General features: G+C 68.4%; 11 protein-coding genes and 1 pseudogene. 9 read left to right on the forward strand and 3 right to left on the reverse strand.

Annotated elements, in window-relative coordinates; translation table 11 throughout:
• Positions 1 to 291: 291 nt before the first annotated feature.
• The gene (locus ASD56_RS14245; protein WP_055967054.1) at positions 292 to 1,104 is read right to left on the reverse strand and encodes a CPBP family intramembrane glutamic endopeptidase; all 813 of its coding nucleotides are present in this window, start codon (positions 1,102 to 1,104) and stop codon (positions 292 to 294) included.
• A gap of 215 nt (positions 1,105 to 1,319) precedes the next feature.
• Between ASD56_RS14245 and ASD56_RS14250 the strand changes: the two genes are divergently transcribed.
• From ASD56_RS14250 to ASD56_RS14260, 3 genes are all read left to right on the forward strand, one after another.
• Positions 1,320 to 3,158 carry an ABC transporter family substrate-binding protein gene (locus ASD56_RS14250; RefSeq protein ID WP_055967056.1) on the forward strand — a complete coding sequence of 613 codons (1,839 nt, stop codon included), beginning with the start codon at positions 1,320 to 1,322 and terminating at the stop codon, positions 3,156 to 3,158.
• Positions 3,159 to 3,332: 174 nt separating this feature from the next.
• Positions 3,333 to 4,850 (forward strand): ABC transporter permease, encoded by a 1,518-nt coding sequence (locus tag ASD56_RS14255; RefSeq protein WP_055967059.1) that lies wholly within the window; start codon positions 3,333 to 3,335, stop codon positions 4,848 to 4,850.
• A complete protein-coding gene (locus ASD56_RS14260; RefSeq protein WP_055967062.1) occupies positions 4,851 to 6,038 on the forward strand; it encodes an ABC transporter permease in 1,188 nt (395 codons plus the stop codon).
• Between the two features lie 13 nt (positions 6,039 to 6,051).
• Here the strand turns inward: ASD56_RS14260 and ASD56_RS14265 are convergent, their stop codons facing one another.
• The gene (locus ASD56_RS14265) at positions 6,052 to 6,660 is read right to left on the reverse strand and encodes a PH domain-containing protein (RefSeq protein ID WP_055967065.1); all 609 of its coding nucleotides are present in this window, start codon (positions 6,658 to 6,660) and stop codon (positions 6,052 to 6,054) included.
• 31 nt (positions 6,661 to 6,691) lie between these two features.
• Between ASD56_RS14265 and ASD56_RS14270 the strand changes: the two genes are divergently transcribed.
• Positions 6,692 to 8,497, forward strand: a complete 1,806-nt coding sequence (locus ASD56_RS14270; protein WP_055967068.1) for a dipeptide ABC transporter ATP-binding protein — start codon at positions 6,692 to 6,694, stop codon at positions 8,495 to 8,497.
• A 137-nt stretch (positions 8,498 to 8,634) separates the two neighbouring features.
• Positions 8,635 to 10,551 carry a translational GTPase TypA gene (typA, locus tag ASD56_RS14275; protein ID WP_055967070.1) on the forward strand — a complete coding sequence of 639 codons (1,917 nt, stop codon included), beginning with the start codon at positions 8,635 to 8,637 and terminating at the stop codon, positions 10,549 to 10,551.
• Positions 10,552 to 10,661: 110 nt separating this feature from the next.
• Here the strand turns inward: typA and ASD56_RS14280 are convergent, their stop codons facing one another.
• Positions 10,662 to 12,716: a pectate lyase family protein gene (locus ASD56_RS14280; protein ID WP_162249520.1), complete on the reverse strand. Its 2,055-nt coding sequence runs from the start codon at positions 12,714 to 12,716 to the stop codon at positions 10,662 to 10,664.
• 208 nt (positions 12,717 to 12,924) lie between these two features.
• Here ASD56_RS14280 and ASD56_RS14285 point away from each other — a divergent pair, with 208 nt between their 5' ends.
• The 4 genes and pseudogenes from ASD56_RS14285 to ASD56_RS16515 all read left to right on the forward strand — a co-directional run.
• Positions 12,925 to 13,692, forward strand: a complete 768-nt coding sequence (locus tag ASD56_RS14285; RefSeq protein ID WP_055967290.1) for an AzlC family ABC transporter permease — start codon at positions 12,925 to 12,927, stop codon at positions 13,690 to 13,692.
• Entirely contained in the window at positions 13,689 to 14,003 is a 315-nt protein-coding gene (locus tag ASD56_RS14290; RefSeq protein WP_055967076.1) for an AzlD domain-containing protein, read from the forward strand. The genes ASD56_RS14285 and ASD56_RS14290 overlap by 4 nt, the downstream gene beginning before the upstream one ends.
• Before the next feature lie 41 nt (positions 14,004 to 14,044).
• The gene (locus ASD56_RS14295) at positions 14,045 to 14,413 is read left to right on the forward strand and encodes a DUF6113 family protein (RefSeq protein ID WP_055967079.1); all 369 of its coding nucleotides are present in this window, start codon (positions 14,045 to 14,047) and stop codon (positions 14,411 to 14,413) included.
• A gap of 56 nt (positions 14,414 to 14,469) precedes the next feature.
• A pseudogene (locus tag ASD56_RS16515) lies at positions 14,470 to 14,606 on the forward strand (ferredoxin); the annotation flags it as partial.

The following is a 14,606-nucleotide window of genomic DNA, read 5'->3' on the forward strand; positions in this document are numbered from 1 at the left end:
CGAAGGCGGATGCCGTTCAGGTCGTCGTCGTGAGCCACGAGCAGCGGAACAGGTGATCGCGAGACGCTGAGAGTTGACGGCATCCCTCATCGTCCGCACGGGGATCCTCCGCGCCCGCCGCTCGTGCGGGATCGGTGCACACCTCCGCGCGCTTCGCCCCTGGGGAGGAAGGCGCCCCGGTCCTGGGTTGCCGAGAATCGCGCCGGCGCCTGAGACTCTGTGCGTCGCACGGATTCCGCGCCGCCAGAGCGATTCTCGGCGATATCGGTCGCCACCGCCCGCCCGGCCGGGTCAGGCGGTCGGGCTCGGTGCGGGCGTCGGGGTGCCGGAGGGCGCCGGGACCGGCCCGAAGAGTCCGGGCCACAGGGCCACGGCGAGCGGGTAGCCGATGAACGCGACGACGTCGATCACGGTGTGGGCGATCACGAGCGGCATCACGCGGCCCCAGCGGCGGTAGCACCATCCGAAGACGACACCCATCACGAAGTTGCCGATGATCGGTCCGATGCCCTGATACGCGTGATAGGCCGCGCGCAGCGCCGCGGTGGTCAGGATGATCGTCCACCAGCCCCAGCCGAGCCGCCGCAGGCGGTCGAACAGGTACCCGATGAAGATGACCTCCTCGGTGAGTCCGGCGCGGAGCGCGGCGAGCAGCAGGAGGGGGACGGTCCACCACGCGGCATCCAGCGGCGCAGCCTGCACCTGGACCGTGATGCCCAGTGCCCTCCCCGCCGCGTAGAGCGCCAGACCGGGCAGACCGATGGCGAGGGCGAGCAGGATGCCGCGGCCGGCGTCTCCGCCGAAGTTGGTGAAGTCGAGCCCGATGCGGCGCAGGGCGCTGTGGCCCGGCTCCCAGAGCAGGTAGATGACCAGGGCGATGAGGGCCAGCGCGAAGAACACTGCGAGGCACTGGTAGAGGACATCCCAGAACGCAGTGACGTCCCGCCGTGGATTCAGCTGGGTCTGCTGGGAGCCGATGGGAGTGGGGCGCAGCAGCGCGCGCACCAGCGACAGCACGGAGTAGAGGGCGGACTGACCGACGGTGACCGCCAGGACGATCCAGATCTCCCACTTCAACCGGGTGCGCTCGTATCCCGCGAGCACAGGCGCAACAGTGGGAAACCTCGCGTCTGAACGCGACTCGGATGGGCTCACTTTGTCAGATTGTCACATCAAGCGTCAGTTGAGTTAAGGCTCTGTAACGTTTTGGCCGATCGTTTTGACCATCTCATCATCGGTGCTTAGGGTTTTCCCATCCGCGCGCCGCCCGACTCCGGTCTGACGTGCGCGCACAACCTTGCACAGGAGGAACAGTGAGAATGAAGCGCATCTCGGCCGCGGTGGCACTCACCGCGGCGGGCGCATTGGTGATTTCGGGCTGCGCCGCCGGTGGCGGCGAAGAGGTCGACGACTCCGGTCTTGTCGAAGGCTCGTCCATCACCGCTGCGTGGAACCAGCCGTTCTACTCGATGAACGGCAACACGTCGTTCGGTAACGCCACGGCCAACAACAACATCAATTACCTGACGCTCGACGGCTTCAACTACTACAACAACACCCCCGAGCTGGTGAAGAACGAGTCCTTCGGCAGCTACGAGCTGGTCAGCGAAGACCCGCTCACGGTGAAGTACACGATCGCCGACGGCGTCAACTGGTCCGACGGCACGCCCGTGGACGCAGCGGACCTCCTCCTCAACTGGGCGGCACTCTCGCGTTCGCTGGATACCCCGGACTTCGACCCGAACGATTTCACGGACCCCGACACCGGTGAGTTCACCGAGTCGTTCCCGACCGACGTCGTCTACTTCGACTCGGGCGCCACCCCGGACTCGGGCCTCGGCCTCGTCAAGGAGACGCCGGAGATCACCGACGACGGCCGTTCCATCACGCTCGTCTACGACAAGCCCTTCGTCGACTGGGAGCTCCAGTTCCCGTCGCCGCTCCCGGCGCACGTCGTGGGCAAGAACGCCCTCGGCCTGGACGACAACGAAGAGGCCAAGACGGCCGTCATCGAGGCCATCGAGTCGAACGACGCCGAGGCGCTCGCCCCGATCTCGAGCTTCTGGAACTCGGGCTTCAACTTCACCGAGCTGCCCGACGACCCGGAGCGGTACCTCGCGACCGGTCCGTACATGATCAGCGACTTCGTCGCCGACCAGTTCATCACCCTCACCGCGAACCCGGAGTACAAGGGCGAGAACGCGGCGAACATCGAAGAGATCACGATCCGCTTCATCCCCGACCCGCTCGCTGCGGTTCAGGCGCTGGAGAACGGTGAGGTCGACATCATCTCGCCCCAGGCCACGGCCGACATCAAGACGGCGCTCGACGGCATCGACAGCATCACGGTGCTGACCGGTCTCGAGGGCACCTACGAGCACGTCGACCTGCAGTTCGACCAGGGCAAGAACACGCAGAACATCTTCTCGAACGCGAAGGCTCGCGAGGCCTTCATGAAGGTGATCCCGCGTGCGGAGATCGTCGAGACGCTCATCAAGCCGATCATCGGCGACGACGCGATCCTGCGTGACTCGCAGTTGTTCGTCCCCGGCGCCGAAGGCTACGACGAGTCGGTCGCGAACAACACGTCGGCGGACTACGCCGAGGTCGACATCGAGGGCGCCAAGGCGCTGCTGGCCGAGTCGGGCATCACCGACACCTCGGTCTGCATCCTCTACTCCTCGACGAACCCCCGTCGCGTCAACGAGTTCGCGCTGATCCAGGCGTCGGCCGCTCAGGCCGGCTTCAACGTCACCGACTGCGGTTCGCCCGAGTGGGGCGGCCTCCTGGGCACGCCCGGCGCGTACGACGCCTCGCTGTTCGGCTGGCAGTCCACGAGCCTCGGCGTGACCAACTCGCTGCCGACGTTCGAGACCGGTGGAATCAACAACCTGAACTTCTACTCGAACGAGCGAGTCGACGAGATCATCTCGGAGCTCAACGGCACGTTCGACGCGGAGACTCAGATCGAGCTCCAGCAGGAGATGGACAAGCTCCTGTGGGAGGACTTCTACGGTGTGACCATCTTCCAGTTCCCCGGCGTCACCGCGTTCAGCGACCGTGTTGAGGGGATCGACCCGTCGATCCTCGCTCCCACGATCTTCTGGAACGCGTGGGACTGGGCTGTGACCGACGAGGGCGCCCCTGAAGAGGAGTAATCCGACAGCACGGTCCGCGCTGAGCCTCGGCTGAGTGCGCACCGGGTGGGGTGCAGGTCCCCTGGGGACCTGCACCCCACCGCGTTAGACTCCTCCCAGTGGCTGAGCAATGGAGCCGGACACGAACCGGCCCTCTGCTCTGCGCTGAATCACGGATTGGCAGGCAGCCACACCATGGCTTCATTCATCATTCGGCGATTGATCGCATCGATCTTCGTGCTCTTCGCCGCCACCTTCCTGATGTACATCCTCACGGCGCTTTCCGGTGATCCGCTCGAGGATCTCAGGCAGGGGAATGCCCCGAACAAGGCCGAGCTCATTGAAGCTCGCACCAAGCTCCTCAACCTCGACGTCGCCCCTCCGCTGCGCTACTTCCTGTGGCTCGGCGGTATCTTCCGCGGCGACTTCGGCGTCAGCATCCAGAACCAGCCGGTCAACGCCCTCCTGAGCAACGCGATCACGTCAACGCTGACGCTGGTCACGACCGCCACCATCGTCGCGATCGTCCTGGGCCTGATCGTCGGAATCGTCTCCGCGCTGCGCCAGTACACCGGCTTCGACTACGGCGTGACGCTGATGTCGTTCCTGTTCTTCTCGCTGCCGATCTTCTGGGTCGCAGTGCTCCTGAAGCAGTACGGCGCGATCCAGATCAACAACTGGCTCGCGGAGCCGACGATCTCGGTACCGGTCATCGCCGGGATATCGATCGTCACCGGGCTGATCTGGATGTCGCTTCTCGGCGGCCGCTGGCGGCGCCGGCTGACCGTGTTCGCTGTCTCTGCGCTGGCGACCGCGGCAGTGGCGACGTTCTTCTCCGTGACGCAGTGGTTCGCAGACCCGAGCATCGGGATCGTCGTGTTCTCGTTCCTCGCACTCGGCATTGCGGTCGGTGTGACCGCGATCTCGACGGGCCTGGCCAATCGGAAGGCGCTGTACGCCTCACTGATCGTGGCGGCCATCGGCATCGCGCTCTACTTCCCGATGCTGAACTACATCCTCAACGGAATGACGATGTGGTTCTTCCTGGTGCTGGCCGCGCTCTCGGTGATCGTCAGCGGGGCGATCGGCTGGTTCATGGGCGCGCCCGACCGCGCTCCCGTGGTCCGCACGACGGCCATCGTCGGGTTCCTCGTCGCGGGCCTGATCGCCCTCGACAAGTACATGTCCTACTGGGCGGCGTACTCGAACTCCAGCCGTGTCCGCGGCCGTCCGATCGCCACGGTCGGCGCCTCGACGCCCGGCCTCGGCGGCAACTTCTGGGTGCAGGGCATCGACCTGTTCACCCACCTGCTGCTGCCGACGATCGCCATCATCCTGATCTCGTTCGCCGGCTACACGCGCTACTCGCGCGCCAGCCTGCTTGAGGTCATGAATCAGGACTACATCCGCACCGCGCGCGCCAAGGGCCTCACCGGTCGCACCGTCGTCGTCCGTCACGCGTTCCGCAACGCGCTCATCCCGATCACGACCATCATCGCGTTCGACGTGGGTGCGATCATCGGCGGCGCCGTCATCACCGAGACCGTGTTCGGCTGGACCGGCATGGGCCGGTTGTTCATCGACGGCCTGAATGCCCACGACCCCAACCCGGTCATGGCGTTCTTCATCGTCACCGGAGCCCTGGCGGTCCTGTTCAACCTCATCGCGGACCTCGTGTACGCGGCCCTCGACCCGAGAATCAAGGTGGGCTAGATGAACACCACAGTCATCAACGAATCCGACTCGCGAGAATCCGAGGCGGCCGCCGAGGTCACGATCGAGCAGAAGGAGACCGAGGGTCTCAGCCAGGGTCAGATCGTCCGGCGCCGGTTCTTCCGACACCGCGGCGCTCTCGTCTCGATGATCATGCTCGGCCTGATCGTCATCATGGCCTTCACCTCGGTGGGCGTGGACCTGTGGGGTCTGCGCATCCCGGGCTGGTGGATCTGGAACTGGTACCAGATCCCCCCGAAGATCAACAACGGCGTCCCGACGCTGAGCCTGTGGCCGCTGCAGATCGGCGAGCACCCGTTCGGCCAGGACGAGGTCGGCCGTGACATCTTCGCCGTGGTCATGCGCGGTGCGCAGCAGTCGATCATGGTGATGGTGATCGCCGGCGTGGTCGCGACGATCATCGGCGTCGTCATCGGCGCTGTGGCCGGGTACTACGGCAAGTGGGCCGACTCGGTGCTCATGCGCTTCACCGACATCGTCATCACGATCCCGCTGATCGTCATCGGCGCGGTGCTCGGCAGCGCCTTCGGCAGCCTCGGCGCGGCCGTCCTCGGTGTCGTGATCGGACTCTTCGCGTGGACGACCATGTCGCGTCTCGTGCGGGGTGAGTTCCTGACGCTCCGCGAGCGCGAGTTCGTCGACGCCGCGCGCGTCTCGGGAGCCCGAGACCGCCGGATCATCTTCCGCCACATCCTGCCCAACGCCGTGGGCGTCATCGTCGTCAACGCGACGCTGCTCATGGCCGGTGCCATCCTCCTCGAGTCGGCGTTGAGCTACCTCGGCTTCGGCGTGACGTCGCCTGACACCTCGCTGGGCAAGATCGTCTCCGACAACCAGGCCGCGTTCTCGACCCGGCCCTGGCTATTCTGGTGGCCCGGCATCTTCATCATCGCGATCGCGCTGTGCGTCAACTTCATCGGCGATGGTCTGCGCGACGCGTTCGACCCGCGCCAGAAGAAGATGCCGTCCGAGCGGGCGATGGCTCGCGCCGGTCGCGGAAAGGGTCCCCGCCCGACGGAGGTGGACACCACGCCGTCGACGGATGCCCCGTCGGTCACGGTCGGGATGCAGACGGCGTACGCGAGCGAGGACATCGTGGGCTACCGCGACATCCGGCCCGAGCAGCCCGGAGACCCGACGAACGAGCCGCTCAATCCGGACCGGTGAACCGGTGACGCTGCTAGATCAGCAGGCCGACCACCGTCGCCACCGCGAGGCCCGCGATCGCCGTGATCGTGGCCACGTGCCACGTCGTGGTCTGCGCCTCCGGGTCGATGCCACTGGAGAACGCCCCCGCTTTGCGGAGGCGTTCCCAGTGGCCGCGGATCAGCTGAGCGAGGTTGCCGCTGGGAACGGTGAGCGCATCGGCCGGCCGAAGGCCGCCGAGCTCGCCACGAGCGGAATCGGCGACACCGTCGAAGTCCTTGCTCGCAAGACCCAGGGTGCGGTGACGGCCCGGCGCGGGTGCAGCCCACACGTTGATCTTGCCGGCCGCCGTGTGCAGGGTCAGCGAGAAGCGGGTGTCGACATCCGTGATCGCGGGCCACGGCACGAAGTGGGTGCGCAGCACGTTCTCGACGGTGATCCCGTGCTCCTGCACCCGCAGGCTCGGACGCCAGAACACGGCCCAGGCGAGTACCGCCACCAGCAGGATCGACCAGACATAGCGGATGCCGGCGACCAGGTCGCTTCCGAAAAGCGCGACGACTCCGAACGCGCACACGACGACGGTCACGACAGCGAGGATCCGGCCCAGCACGGGGCGGTAGAGAACCTCTTGAAACGACATGACTGCAAGCTTCGCAGATGGGAACCCAGCAATGACTGACACGACGGGCATCGACGCCGAGATCGCGACGATGCACAAGGCTCTGCCCGAGACGATCCTCGAGGTCGACAACCTCGGCGTCGAGTTCTGGGTCGAGGGCGAGTTCTACCCCGCCGCGATCGACATGAACTACGAGGTCCGCCGCGGCGAGGTCCTCGCCATCGTCGGCGAGTCCGGCTCGGGCAAGAGCACGAGCTCGATGGCGCTCTTGGGCCTGCTGCCCGAGAACGCCCGCGTCACCGGCTCGATCAAGCTCCTCGGCCGCCAGCTGCGCGGCGTCGACGAGGCCACGCTGCGATCGCTGCGGGGCAACGACATCGCCGTCATCTTCCAGGAGCCGATGACGGCCCTGAACCCGGTGTACACGATCGGCTTCCAGATCATGGAGTCGCTGCGCTCGCACAACCGCTCGCTCGCGCCGAGCGACGCCAAGGCGCGCGCGATCGAGCTGCTCGGCATGGTCGAGATGCCCAATCCGGAGCAGTCGTTCTTCAAGTACCCGCACCAGCTCTCCGGCGGCCAGCGTCAGCGCGCCATGATCGCACAGTCGATCTCGTGCGACCCGCTCCTGCTCATCGCCGACGAGCCCACCACGGCGCTCGACGTCACGGTGCAGGCCGAAGTGCTCGACCTCCTGCGCAACCTGCACAAGCGCCTCGACTCGGCCATCATCCTGATCACCCACGACATGGGCGTCGTCGCCGACCTCGCCGACCGCATCATGGTGATGAAGAACGGTGTTGTCGTGGAGTCGGGCCCGGTGGAGAAGATCTTCCACGCGCCCGAGCACCCCTACACGCAGCAGTTGCTGGCAGCCGTGCCGCACCTCGGACTCGGAGTGCTGGAGACGGCGGAGGCCGGGGTCGCCGCCGAGGTGGTGACCGAGACGTCGACCGTGCCCGCGATCGCCGCGATCCGCGAGCGGGCCAGCGAGGTGGGCGCCGAGATCACCGAGACCCGCAGCCCCATCCTCTCGTTCGAGAACGTCGCTATCGAGTATCCCAAGCGCGGTCGGATTCCCGCGTTCCGGGCCGCCGAGGACATCAACCTCGCCATCTACCCGGGCGAGATCGTCGGCCTTGTGGGGGAGTCGGGGTCGGGCAAGACCACGCTCGGCCGCGCGGCCATCGGCCTCATCCCGATCGCCGAGGGCAAGCTGACGGCCGTCGGCACCGACATCTCGAATGCCTCGCAGAAGGACCTGTTCGCGATCCGCCGGCGCACCGGCATCGTCTTCCAGGACCCGGCGTCGTCGCTGAACCCGCGCATGCCCATCGGTCAGTCGATCGGCGAGCCGCTCCTGCTCTCGGGCGAGGCGAAGGGCAAGGAGCTCGACCGCCGTGTCGAGTCGCTCCTCAGCCAGGTCGAGCTGCCCATGTCCTACCGCAACCGGTTCCCGCACGAGCTGTCGGGTGGCCAGCGTCAGCGCGTCGGCATCGCCCGCGCTCTGGCGCTCGCGCCGGAGCTGCTCGTCGCCGACGAGCCGACCTCGGCGCTGGACGTCTCGGTGCAGGCGCGCTTCCTCGACCTGCTGCAGGAGCTGCAGCAGCAGCTGCAGTTCGCCTGCCTCTTCATCAGCCACGACCTCGCGGTCGTCGACATCCTCGCCCACCGCATCGCGGTGATGCACCACGGCCGGCTCGTGGAGTTCGGAACGCGCGACGAGATCCTGCGTGGCGCAAAGGATCCCTACACGCAGCGCCTCATCGCCGCCGTGCCGGTCCCGTCGCCGGAAGAGCAGCGCATCCGTCGCGAGGCACGCGCCGCTCTGCTGAAGAGCACCCCGGCCGCGAGCTGATCCGCTCCGTCTCATTCCGTGTGCCGTCCGGCCTCCGCCGGACGGCACACGTGCGTGCGCGGGCGGCGTTCAGGCTGGCCCGGTAGACTCCTCGGTGCCGGCATCCCGGCCCCTCCCTCTTTGTACAAGGAACATTCATGGCGCGCGCCCTCCGTTCAGACCTCCGCAACGTCGCGATCGTTGCCCACGTCGACCACGGCAAGACGACTCTCGTGGACGCGATGCTGCGCCAGACCGGCTCTTTCGGCTCGCACGAGCACATGGAAGAGCGGGCCATGGACTCGAACGACCTGGAGCGTGAGAAAGGCATCACGATCCTCGCCAAGAACACGGCGATCACCTACAAGGGTGTGCACGCCACCGAGGGTCCCGTGACGATCAACGTCATCGACACCCCCGGCCACGCCGACTTCGGCGGCGAGGTCGAGCGCGGCCTGTCGATGGTCGACGGCGTCGTGCTGCTCGTCGACGCGAGCGAGGGCCCGCTGCCGCAGACGCGCTTCGTCCTGCGCAAGGCGCTCGAGGCGAAGCTCCCCGTGATCCTCCTGGTCAACAAGACCGACCGTCCCGACGCCCGCATCGCCGAGGTCGAGGAAGAGGCGCACGACCTGCTCCTCGGTCTCGCCTCCGATCTGCACGAGGACGTCCCCGACCTCGACGTCGACGCGCTCCTCGACGTCCCCGTCGTGTACGCCTCCGGCCGCGCCGGAGCCGCGTCGCGCAACCGCCCCGACAACGGCGCACTGCCCGACAACGATGACCTCGAGCCGCTGTTCGAGGCCATCCTCGAGCACGTGCCGGCACCCGTCTACGACGACGAGGCGCCCCTCCAGGCGTGGGTGACGAACCTCGACTCCAGCCCGTTCCTGGGCCGCCTCGCGCTGCTGCGCGTCTTCAACGGCACGCTCAAGAAGGGTCAGACGGTCGCCTGGGTGCGCGCCGACGGCACGACCAGCAACGCCCGCATCACGGAGCTGCTCAAGACCCGCGCCCTCGAGCGCTACCCGGCCGAGTCCGCCGGCCCCGGCGACATCGTCGCCATCGCCGGCTTCGAGGACATCACCATCGGCGAGACGATCGCCGACCCCGACGATGTGCGCCCGCTGCCGCAGATCCACGTCGACGACCCCGCGATCTCGATGACGATCGGCACCAACACCTCGCCGCTCGTCGGCAAGATCAAGGGCCACAAGCTCACGGCGCGCATGGTCAAGGACCGCCTCGACCGCGAGCTCGTCGGCAACGTCTCGCTCAAGGTCGTCGACATCGGACGCCCCGACGCGTGGGAGGTCCAGGGCCGCGGCGAGCTCGCCCTCGCCATCCTGGTCGAGAACATGCGCCGCGAGGGCTTCGAGCTCACCGTCGGCAAGCCCCAGGTGGTCACGCGCAAGGGTGAGGACGGCAAGGTCAAGGAGCCCTTCGAGCACCTGACCATCGACGCTCCCGAAGAGCACCTCGGCGCGATCACGCAGCTCATGGCCGCGCGCAAGGGCCGCATGGACAACATGACGAACCACGGCACCGGCTGGGTGCGCATGGAGTTCATCGTCCCCTCACGCGGGCTGATCGGCTTCCGCACCGAGTTCCTCTCCACCACGCGCGGCACCGGCATCGCCAACGCGATCTCGCACGGCTACGACGACTGGGCGGGCCACATCGTGACGCGCCAGAACGGCTCGATCGTCGCCGACCGCGCCGGTGTCGTCACCCCCTTCGCGATCATCGCGCTGCAGGAGCGGATGTCGTTCTTCGTGCAGCCGACGCAGGAGGTGTACGAGGGCATGGTGGTCGGCGAGAACTCCCGCGCCGACGACATGGACGTGAACATCACCAAGGAGAAGAAGCTGACCAACATGCGGCAGTCGACCTCCGACACGTTCGAGTCGATGACCCCGCCGCGTCAGCTCACCCTCGAAGAGAGCCTCGAGTTCGCCCGCGACGACGAATGCGTCGAGGTGACGCCCGAGATCGTGCGCATCCGCAAGGTCGACCTCGATGCGACCTCGCGCGGCCGTGCGGCGTCGCGCCTCAAGCGCCAGGACGCCGGCGCCTGATTTTCGACGACGGGCGGGTCTTCAGCACCGAAGGTGCGAGGACCCGCCCGTCGCTGTTTCCGGATGCCGCGCCCGGCGCGCTCGCCGGGCGCGGCATCCGGAACCGCCGTTCAGTCGCGGATCGTCACCGTCAGCGGTTTCGTCGCCGTCGTCCCGGCGGCATTGCGGAGCTCCGCCGTGAACACGTGCTGCCCTGCCGGCAGGGGACCGACGTACGTCGTGGCGCGCTGCGCCGCCGGCGTGCGTGCCTCGAGCGACTGACGATCGATCTCGACGCCGTCGAGCAGAAGCACGTACTCGGTGGCATTCGTCCCCCACCACAGGTTCGCGGTGACCGTGACGTCGTTGCCGCGCACTCCGCTCGCGCCCAGGACCGCGACCGCCGGCGCGGCGTCCATCACCGTGACGGTGAGGGGTCCGGACCGGGTCTCGCCGTGGGGATTCAGCGCGACCAGCTCGTAGCGGTAGGCGCCGTTCGCCTTGCCGGCGATTTCGAACGTCGCGCGCTGCGCGGCCGGTGACGAGCCGGTCAGCGCCTGGGCGCCGACGAGCGCGCCGTCCTCGTAGAGCTTGACGACGGTGGCGTTCTGCCCCCACCACAGGTCGGCCGTGATCCGGAAGTCGCCGTCGTGCAGCCCGGTGTCCCAGCCGTTGTCGTGCGACAGCGTGAAGCGCCCGGGTGCCGAGGTCGCGACCGGAGTGCCCGATTCGACAACGCCCGCTCCGGCGCCGGCGCGCACGGCCGCAGCCACCTCGCGCACCGGCGTCAGCTCGTAGGTGTACCGGTCGGACGGCGCCCAGCGGACCTCGGAGGACAGGGGAGTGGCCGCGGTGGCGTTGTAGGCCCCCAGCACGTCGGCGATCTCACCGTTGACGAGTGTGTCGCGCTCCGCCAGCTCGGCGCCGCCCCAGCCCGCGATGACGCGCGACACCGTCGCCGGGTCGACGAGCTCGACGGCGTTCGACTCCGCGACGATGCTGCTCTCGCGGCCGGCGCCCCAGTAGTACTGGAAGAACGGCGATCCGGGCGTCGTCTCGCGCAGCGACGCCTCCGTCTGCTCGTACAGGTTGTTGTAGACGTGGACGTCGCCGAAGCGGACGCGCGGGGCACGCTGCCCGATGTCGGTCCAGCGGTTGTGGTGCTGCGTGACGCGGTGCTGCCCGCGGTCCTGCAGGCGCGAGTCGGACGAGCCGATGATGTCGGTCTTGTCGTGGTGCTGGAACCAGTTCCACGACATCGTCACGAGATCGGCGCCGTGGGTGACGTCGACGAGCCCGTCGTGCACCTCGAACGGCCGGCCGTAGACGGTGTCGAGGCTCGCCGGCGGGTGTGCTCCGTCGCCGAAGGTGTTGTGGTCGATCCACACGCTCGTCGAGGTCCAGACCGAGAGGTTGTCGTAGGCCGAGTTCCAGTTGCCGCCGGAGTCGTTGGCATCCCACTGCGGGAAGCAGTCGTACGCGTCCTCGAGCGTGAGGTTCCGGACGATGACGTTGTGCGCGTCGCGGATGCGCAGCGAGGCGCCGGTGACGCCCGCGTCATCGCCGACTCCCACCAGAGTCACGTTCGAGCCGACGTGCTGCAGCGTCAGCTGCGCCTGGAGGGCCGCCGCCGCGACCCGCGCGGCCTCGAGCGGTCCGGACGGGTCGATGCCGGGACCGAACGCGGCGATGTAGTCGGTCATGGCGAACGGTGCGCCGGTGCCCGCGACGGTCACCTGGGCGGCGATGTCGTCGCACGTGAGGCGCGTTCCGTCCGGGCGCGCCCAGGGGTCGACCATGGCGGTGACGTAGACGATCCTCGGAACCGTGCTGAAGCGCGCGTCGTTCTGCGATCCGCCGTCGCGTCCGGCCAGCGCATCGCGCAGCTCCTGCCACGTGTCGACGACGAAGACGTCGGCCGGAGCGGCAGTCGAGCCGCCCGTGACGCCCTCCGCCCGGCGTTCGACCCGCTCGGGGAACGTCGGACCGCTCCAGGAGGCCCAGCCGTCGCCGGGCGCGATGACCTCGCGCCCGAGATCGATCGCGGGCGCATCGTCGGGGGAGACGGATGCCGCGGCGGTAGGTGCCGCAGCGGTCACGGCGAGTGCGACGGCCATCGTCGCGGCGGAGAGCGCCAGTGCACCCGGTCGGGACCATCGGGCGGGCGCGGGCAGCGTTGTTCTCATGGGACTCCTTCGTCCGGAGCAGAATCCGTGATGAGAACGGACGCGCGGGCGTCCACAAGCTGAGGAAGCGTTTTCTGCGGGTCGTTCCAGCATGGCAACGCCCGCCGCAAAGCACAACACCCGGCGGTCGCACGCGTGGCAGGGATCGTGCCACTCTTGGCCGACCGGACCGGCGGCCGCGGCATCCGCTCTCGGTAGCATCGAGGTCGTGAGCCACGATCCCCACTTCGACGACGCTCACAGCGCCGGCGAGGGACGACGCGCGGTGCGCGAGGGCCTGGGCGTGGCTCTGGCCACGAGCGCGTACGGCATCTCGTTCGGAGCTCTGGCCGTCGCCTCCGGCCTCGATGTCTGGCAGACCTGCGTGATGAGCCTGCTGATGTTCACCGGCGGCTCGCAGTTCGCGTTCGTCGGAGTCGTCGGGGCGGGTGGCGTCGCGGCCGCACCGGCGGCCATCGCGTCGTCCGGCCTGCTGGGAGTGCGCAATGTCGCGTACGGCATGCGCATGTCGACCGTCATCGGCGGCGGATTCTGGCGACGGGCGGCGGCCGCGCACTTCACGATCGACGAGTCGACGGCGGTCTCGCTGGCGCAGCGGTCCGCGCACGCGCGCACCCTCGGCTTCTGGGTGACGGGCATCGGGATCTACGTCGGCTGGAACCTCTCGACGCTCGCCGGCGCGCTGCTCGGGGACGTCCTCGGAGATCCGCGGGCGTACGGATTGGATGCCGCGGCCGCCGCCGCCTTCCTCGCCCTGCTGTGGCCGCGCCTGCGCCGGCGTCAGCCCATCGTGGTCGGAATCGCGGCCGCGGTGGTCGCGACGATCCTGACGCCGGTGCTGATGCCCGGCGTGCCGGTCATCGTGGCGGCCTTCGTCGCGATCGTCGTGGGCTGGTTCAACTGGCTCGGCACCCCGGAGGAGCCGGGCGCGTGGGACGAGCCGGCCGATGTGGCCGAGCGGGAGGGACTGCCGTGACCATGTGGACCGCCATCCTGATCGCGTCGATCATCTGCGTCGCCCTGAAGACGGTCGGATACCTGATCCCGCCGCGCTGGCTCGAGGCCCCGAGGCCGATGCGCATCGCCGACCTGCTCACCGTCGCTCTGCTGGCGGCGCTCGTTGCGGTCCAGACACTCGGCGCCGGTCAGGCGATCGTGATCGATGCCCGTGTGCCCGCGCTCATCGTCGCGGCAGGGCTCCTGCTGCTCCGGGCCCCGTTCCTGGTGGTCGTCGCCGGCGCCGCGCTCGCGGCCGCGGTGCTGCGGCTGGTGGGCTGGGCCGCCTGAGCGGGCACGGGATCCCCGAACCGCCCGGGTAGAGTCGTCGGGTGCGATCTTCGGCCCTTGCCCGCCTCGGCACCTGGTTCGTGGCCTTCGTGGTCGGAGCGGTGTACGGGCTCGCCGGCACGATCGCCCACGGGTACGAGATCGGCTGGATGCCGGTCGGCCTCATCCTTGCCGTCATCGGCTGTGCCGCGCTCCTCGCGGCGGTGCGACTGCTCACCGCCGACCGGTGGGCGGCACTGGCGACGGGGCTCGGCATGATGGTCGCCGCGCTGGTCTTCTCCGGCCGCGGTCCCGGCGGTTCGGTGATCGTGCCCGAGAGCGCCCTGGGGACCGTCTGGACGCTCGCACTGCCCGTCATCGTGGCCGTCGCGGTGGGCTGGCCCGACCGCGTCCGCCCCTCGGCGACCTGACGCGGCCGAGTCGTCGCACGCGGCGACCACTCGGACGGCGCAACTAGACTGGGTGCGTGACGTATGTGATCGCCCTTCCCTGTGTGGATGTCAAAGACCGAGCCTGCATCGACGAATGCCCGGTGGACTGCATCTACGAAGGCGACCGGTCGCTGTACATCCACCCCGACGAGTGCGTGGACTGCGGCGCCTG

The organism is Microbacterium sp. Root166, assembly GCF_001427145.1.
In the GTDB taxonomy this organism is placed as follows: Bacteria; Actinomycetota; Actinomycetes; order Actinomycetales; family Microbacteriaceae; genus Microbacterium.

Bases quoted from the DNA above. Each gene is read 5' to 3' on its own strand.
- typA (WP_055967070.1), top strand. From the start codon at position 8,635: ATGGCGCGCGCCCTCCGTTCAGACCTCCGCAACGTCGCGATCGTTGCC.
- ASD56_RS14250 (WP_055967056.1), top strand. From the start codon at position 1,320: ATGAAGCGCATCTCGGCCGCGGTGGCACTCACCGCGGCGGGCGCATTG.
- ASD56_RS14255 (WP_055967059.1), top strand. From the start codon at position 3,333: ATGGCTTCATTCATCATTCGGCGATTGATCGCATCGATCTTCGTGCTC.
- ASD56_RS14265 (WP_055967065.1), bottom strand. From the start codon at position 6,660: ATGTCGTTTCAAGAGGTTCTCTACCGCCCCGTGCTGGGCCGGATCCTC.
- ASD56_RS14270 (WP_055967068.1), top strand. From the start codon at position 6,692: ATGACTGACACGACGGGCATCGACGCCGAGATCGCGACGATGCACAAG.
- ASD56_RS14260 (WP_055967062.1), top strand. From the start codon at position 4,851: ATGAACACCACAGTCATCAACGAATCCGACTCGCGAGAATCCGAGGCG.
- ASD56_RS14280 (WP_162249520.1), bottom strand. From the start codon at position 12,716: ATGAGAACAACGCTGCCCGCGCCCGCCCGATGGTCCCGACCGGGTGCA.